This window comes from Caulobacter sp. 17J65-9 (assembly GCF_010975005.1).
Taxonomy (GTDB): domain Bacteria; phylum Pseudomonadota; class Alphaproteobacteria; order Caulobacterales; family Caulobacteraceae; genus 17J80-11.
The window spans coordinates 1-5,709 of sequence record NZ_JAAIVC010000204.1 but is presented as its reverse complement, the minus strand read 5'-3'; the positions used below and the strand labels follow the sequence as shown (position 1 = coordinate 5,709).

General features: G+C 72.5%; 5 protein-coding genes and 1 pseudogene. 2 read left to right on the top strand and 4 right to left on the bottom strand.

From position 1 onward, the window contains the following. Positions 1-361: pseudogene (locus G3573_RS19510) on the top strand (NUDIX hydrolase); the annotation flags it as partial. A 4-nt stretch (positions 362-365) separates the two neighbouring features. Here the strand turns inward: G3573_RS19510 and G3573_RS19505 are convergent. The 4 genes from G3573_RS19505 to G3573_RS19490 form a co-directional block, all read right to left on the bottom strand. Then, positions 366-1,076 carry a hypothetical protein gene (locus tag G3573_RS19505; protein WP_163263346.1) on the bottom strand — a complete coding sequence of 237 codons (711 nt, stop codon included), beginning with the start codon at positions 1,074-1,076 and terminating at the stop codon, positions 366-368. Positions 1,077-1,166: 90 nt separating this feature from the next. After that, on the bottom strand, positions 1,167-1,715 hold the full coding sequence (locus G3573_RS19500) for a hypothetical protein (protein ID WP_163263345.1): 549 nt from the start codon (positions 1,713-1,715) through the stop codon (positions 1,167-1,169). Between the two features lie 46 nt (positions 1,716-1,761). Further along, complete coding sequence (locus G3573_RS19495; RefSeq protein WP_163263344.1) at positions 1,762-2,304, bottom strand: hypothetical protein; 543 nt, start codon at positions 2,302-2,304, stop codon at positions 1,762-1,764. A gap of 166 nt (positions 2,305-2,470) precedes the next feature. After that, positions 2,471-2,719 (bottom strand): DUF3297 family protein, encoded by a 249-nt coding sequence (locus tag G3573_RS19490; protein WP_163263343.1) that lies wholly within the window; start codon positions 2,717-2,719, stop codon positions 2,471-2,473. Positions 2,720-2,889: 170 nt separating this feature from the next. Between G3573_RS19490 and G3573_RS19485 the strand changes: the two genes are divergently transcribed. Then, positions 2,890-5,340, top strand: coding sequence for a prolyl oligopeptidase family serine peptidase (locus G3573_RS19485; RefSeq protein ID WP_163263342.1), 2,451 nt, complete (start codon positions 2,890-2,892; stop codon positions 5,338-5,340). Positions 5,341-5,709 lie beyond the last annotated feature (369 nt).

The following is a 5,709-nucleotide window of genomic DNA, read 5'->3' as shown; positions in this document are numbered from 1 at the left end:
GCCCGTGGCCGCGCGCCCGGCGATCGGCCCCTGGCGGGCCTTCACCGAGCGGGGCGTGGCGCCGGACCTGGGCGCGCTGAGCTATGTCGCCCGCGCCATCACGCCGCCGGGGCGCGCGCGCCGGTTCGACGCGCGCTTCTTCCTGGCCGACGCCGAGCGGCTGACGGGCCTGGAGCCGGCCGGCGGCGACCGCGAGCTGGACGAGGTGGCCTGGCTGACGCTCGTCGAAGCCGGCCAGCAGGACCTGCCGGCCATCACCCGCTTCGTGCTGAGCGAGATCTCAGCCCGGCTGGAGGGGCCCGAGCGGCCCGTGCCGTTCGTGCGCATGGTGCGCGGGCGGCACGTGGTCGAGACCGCCTGATCCCTTAAACGAACCGCAGATCCAGCAGAGGATCGCCCACCGCCGCCAGCTGCGGCCCCAAGGCGATGCGGACGTGCGCCAGCTGGTCCGCATCCAGCCGCGCGTCGGCCGGGCGCGACACCAGCGAGCTGACATGGCGGCGGTGGAAGAGCGTCGCCGTCTCGAAATAGCTGTTCCCGCCGTCGGCCACGCCCGCGTCCTGCGGGGAGAGCGGGTCCGTGCGCGCCTTCACCGCGGCCTTGGCGTGGCGGCGCGCGATGGTGATCGCCTGCACCGGCGACAGGCGCGGGTCGATCCACCGGCCGATGCGCCAGGCGGTGCGGATCGGCCGCCGGTCGACGTCGGCGTAGGGCACCACCAGGGCGACGTCGCGGATCCGCTGGTAGAAGGCCAGCCACACGCGCATGGCCGCGATGCTCTCCTCGAGGCCGACGCCGAAGGTCTCGATCCAGGACGCGATGGCGTCGTCGGGCCGGCGCACGGTGCAAACCGCCCGCGCCGCCCCCACCCGCAACATCCGCACCAGGGTCTCGTCGGCGTGATGGGCCTTCAGCAGGACATGGTCGGCGCCGGCGGCCTCGGCCCGGACCAGGGCCGCCTCCACCGCGCAGGTCGGCTCCTGGTGGAGCTGGCCGCGCCGCCGCAGCACGTCGCGCAGCACGTTGAACGAGTAGATCGAGCCGCTGCGCTGCATGCCGGCGGCGATCACGATCATGGCCTGTCCCCCCGCGAAAGGTCCGCCTGGGCGTCCAAAGCCGCAAAGCGGGGCCGGGGTTCCCCCCGGCGGGTCGCCAGCGGCTGGCGTTCAGGGCGCGACCGGCCGGGTCAGGTCGAACCGGACCCGGAACAGCCGGTTCGGACGGCTAAGCTCGTAGACGAAGGCGCGGCCCGGCTCGATCTCCATCGCCCAGACGTTGGTCAGCGAGGCGGCGCGCCCCTCGCGCTCGAACAGGGCCTTGGACTCGGCGTCGACCGGGAATTCCTGGCGGCCGGCCGTGCCGGGCGCGCTGGTGTCGCCGCCGTACAGGGTCAGGGCGTCGGGCGTGCCGTCGGCGTGGCGGTGATCGTGCTTCAGCCGCAGGCCCGCCGCTGTACGGGTGACGATCCAGGTGCGCGAACGGTCCTCGCCGACCGCGAAGGGCACGCGCACCTCGTCGGCCGAGCAGTCCCGCACGGTCATCACCAGGCGCTTGCCGCGGAAGTCGGCGTCGGCCGGGTCGGTCGAGACCACCTCGCCCTCGAAGCTCCTGCCGCACAGGGCGGACAACTGGGCGAAGAAGGTCTCCGCGGGCGCGGCGGCGGCGGCCGGCAGGGCGACGGCGGACAGGGCGAGCGAGAGGACGAGCGTGCGCATGCGCGCAAGCTAGACGGCGGGCGACCGACGGCAAAGCCTCGGGAGGTCAGCCCTTGCAGGCGCCGGCTTCGCGCAGGGCCGCGAGAGCGACGCCGCTGAGATCGTCGCTGGCGCGCAGTTCCGGGCGCCGCTCGACGTAGGCCGTGAAGGCGCTGAAGGTCATCCCGCCCTGCGACGGACATCCCAGCCGGGCACGCGCCTCCGGCGCGCCGGCGTGCAGCTCGAGGGCCGCGAAACAGTAGTAGACCGCGCCGCCGCTGCGGGCGCGCCACAGCTTCACCTGCTCACGCTGCGACGCAGACAGCCGCCTGGGATCGAAGGTCTCGTACTCCCACGGACCGATCCCGAGGTCCGGCTTGGGTTCGACCGCGCCGGTGCACAGGTCGTGCATCCGACCGACTGCACCTGGGCCACGGGTGATCCAGTTCGGATCCCTGGCCCAGGGCCGCTCCCGGATCGTGGCGGCGAAGGCGTCGCTCTCGACAAGAGCCTCGACCTCTGCATCGAGCGCGTCACGCGCCGCCTGCGCCGGGTCGGCGTCCTGAACGGCGCCGGTCAGGATGAGGGCGAAAACGGCGGCTGCGAGCATCACGAGGCTCCGGTGAGCGTTCCGAGAACGCTACGGTCAAGCTTGGCGTCAGACAAAGAAAAAGGGCCGCCCGCAGAGCGACCCCTCATCCTCCCGCGCGGCCCTCCCCGGCTGACGCCGGTCCGGGGCGCGGGTTCCGTCCTTCTCCCTCAGGGGGAGAAGGAGGTTAGGCCTGCTGGATGTCTTCGAAGTAGGGCTCGACCGGGCCCTGCAGCTTGACGGTCAGGGCGTTGCCGTTGCGGTCGACCTTCTTGCCGACGGCCAGGCGCACCCAGCCTTCGCTGACGCAGTATTCCTCGACGTTGGTCTTCTCTTCGCCCTTGAAGCGCACGCCCACGCCGCGGGCCAGAACGGCCTCGTCGTGGAACGGGCTCTTGGGATCGACGGACAGGCGGTCGGGCGGGGTGTCGGACATCGGAAGGCCTCGAACTTCAATTCGAGCCGGTGATAGCCAGCGGCAGGCCCGGCGCCAATCCCGGGCGGGCTTTCGCCCTTCCCTTCGCGGCCCCCGCGCGACATTGTTCGAGTTCGAACAATCCAGACCGCGCGGGGAAGCGCGGCCTCACAGCATATCGGGGGATCTACATGTTCCTGCGCGTCAACCGGACGGCCGTGGCCGTCGCCGCCCTGCTGGCCGCCTGCACGGCGGCGCCGCTGGCCCTGGCCGAGACCTACCACGTGCCGCCGGCGCCGATCGCCCAGATCCTGGACGCCGCGCCGACCCCGCAGGTCAGCCTGAGCAGCGACAGTTCGACCCTGGCCATCCTGGGCGGCGAGAACCTGCCGTCCATCGCGGCGGTGTCGGAGCCGATCCTGCGGCTGGGCGGCTATCGCATCAATCCGCGCACCGGCGGCCCGATCGAGGCGCGCGTGGCCTGGCGCAACGCGCTGAGCTTCCAGGCGGTCGCCGGCGGCCCGGCCAAGGCCGTCGCCCTGCCCGCCGGACTGCGCTTCACCGAGACCCGCTGGTCGCCGGACGGCAAGACCCTGGCCTTCGTGGCCGAGACCGCCAACGGGCTGGAGCTGTGGGCGGCGGACGTGAAGACCGCCACCGCGCGGCGCGTCGGCGCGCCCGGCCTGAACGGCGCGTTCGGCGCGTCCTACAGCTGGCTGCCAGACGGCTCGGGCTTCCTGATCCGCGCCGTGCCGGCCGGCCGCGGCCCCGCCCCGGTCGCCTCGACCACGCCGGAAGGCCCCAAGGTGCAGGAGACCCAGGGCGGCAAGTCGGCCCCGGTGCGCACCTATCAGGACCTGCTGTCCTCGCCGCAGGACGAGGCCCTGTTCGCCCACTACTTCACCTCGCAGCTGACCCGCGTCGACCTGCGCACCGGCGCGACCCAGGCGGTCGGCGCGCCCGGCCTCTACACCGGCGCCAGCGTCTCTCCGGACGGCCGGCTGATCCTGACCACCCGGGTGAAGCCGCCGTTCAGCTATCTGGTGCCGGCCGCGCTGTTCCCGACCGAGATCGCGGTCGTCGACTTCGGCGGGAGCACCGTGAAGACCCTGGTCGACCGTCCGCTGGCCGACAACGTGCCGCCGCCGTTCGACGCCGTGGTGCTGGGCCCGCGCAACGCCGAGTGGCGCGCCGACGCAGCCTCGACCCTGGTCTGGGTCGAGGCCCAGGACGGCGGCGATCCGCGCAACAAGGCCGAGGTCCGCGACCGCGTGCTGATGCAGGACGCGCCGTTCACGGCCGCGCCGCGCACCCTGGTCGACCTGGACCAGCGCTACGCCGGCGTCGACTGGGGCCGCGCCGACGCGGCGCTGGTCTACACCCGCTGGTTCAACACCCGTAACGAGAAGCGCATCCTGGTGAACCCGGCCCAGCCGGGCGCCGGGCGCGTGCTGATCCAGCGCAACTACCAGGACCAGTACGGCGACCCGGGCGACATCGAGACCAAGGCCGACGGCAAGGGCCGCCAGGTGATCCACTTCACCCCCGACGGCAAGAGCCTGTTCCTGGCCGGCGAAGGCGCGGAAGCCGCCGGCGCGCGGCCGTTCCTGGACCGCATGACGCTGGCCGACGGCAAGACCCAGCGGCTGTGGCGGGCGCAGGCCGGCGCCTACGAGCCGGTCGTGGCCATCGTCGACGAGGCCGGGCGCAAGCTGATCACCCGCCGCGAGAGCCAGTCCGACGCGCCGAACTTCTTCCTGCGCGACCTGGGCGGCAAGTCGCGCGCCCTGACCAGCTTCGTCGACCCGGCCCCGCAGTTCGCCGGCGTCAGCAAGCAGCAGATCACCTACACCCGCGCCGACGGGGTGCCGCTCTCCGGCACGCTGTACCTGCCGGCCGGCTATGATCCCAAGCGCGACGGGCGGCTGCCGCTCTTGATGTGGGCCTATCCGGCCGAGTTCACCGACGCGAAGGTGGCCGGCCAGACGGTCGACCGCTCCAACCGCTTCACCCGCCCGACCGGGGCCAGCCACCTGTTCCTGCTGACCCAGGGCTATGCGGTGCTGGACAACCCGACCATGCCGATCGTGGGCGCCAACGGGGCCGAGCCGAACGACACCTATGTCGAGCAGCTGGTGGCCAGCGCCCAGGCGGCGGTCGACAAGGTGGTGGAGATGGGCGTCGCCGACCGCGACCGCATCGCCGTGGGCGGCCACAGCTACGGCGCGTTCATGACCGCGAACCTGCTGGTGCACACCGACCTGTTCAAGACCGGCATCGCCCGCTCCGGCGCCTACAACCGCACCCTGACGCCGTTCGGCTTCCAGTCCGAGCAGCGCACCTACTGGGAGGCGGAAGGCACCTACACGCGCATGAGCCCGTTCACCTACGCCGACAAGGTCAACGAGCCGATCCTGCTGATCCACGGCGAGGCGGACGACAACTCCGGCACCTTCCCGATCCAGAGCGAGCGGTTCTACGCCGCCCTGAAGGGCGTGGGGGCCCAGGTGCGCTACGTGGTGCTGCCCAACGAGGCGCACGGCTACCGCGCGCGGGAATCGAACCTGCACACCCTGTGGGAGATGACCACCTGGCTGGACCGCTGGCTGAAGCCGGCGGCGGCTCCGAAGGCGGAGAAGTAGGGCTCGGTAAATCCTCCCCCACTGGGGGAGGGGGTGATGAGCGCCGGCCTGCGTGAGCAGGCCGGATGCGATCGACAACGACTTGTCGATCGCCGCGAAGAACGCCCGCGCCCACGGCGCGGGCTGGGCCGAAGGCGGTGGAGGGGGCTCGTCTTGGCGCGCTGGCGCCGCTGAGGCGAGCCACTTCGCTGGAGCCCCCTCCACCATGCTTCGCATGGTCCCCCTCCCCCACCGCTTCGCTCGGGGGAGGATTAGGGAACTCAGGAGCCGCCGGACGGTTGGCCAGGGTTTCCCCGAGAGGACCGCATGCGCCTGCTTCTCGTCTCTCCCCTCGCCGCCCTGGCCCTGACCGCCGCCGCCCTGCCGGCC

Excerpts from the sequence above, each read along its gene's own strand:
- G3573_RS19485 (WP_163263342.1), top strand. The coding sequence starts at position 2,890 with ATGTTCCTGCGCGTCAACCGGACGGCCGTGGCCGTCGCCGCCCTGCTG.
- G3573_RS19495 (WP_163263344.1), bottom strand. The coding sequence starts at position 2,304 with ATGCTCGCAGCCGCCGTTTTCGCCCTCATCCTGACCGGCGCCGTTCAG.
- G3573_RS19505 (WP_163263346.1), bottom strand. The coding sequence starts at position 1,076 with ATGATCGTGATCGCCGCCGGCATGCAGCGCAGCGGCTCGATCTACTCG.
- G3573_RS19490 (WP_163263343.1), bottom strand. The coding sequence starts at position 2,719 with ATGTCCGACACCCCGCCCGACCGCCTGTCCGTCGATCCCAAGAGCCCG.
- G3573_RS19500 (WP_163263345.1), bottom strand. The coding sequence starts at position 1,715 with ATGCGCACGCTCGTCCTCTCGCTCGCCCTGTCCGCCGTCGCCCTGCCG.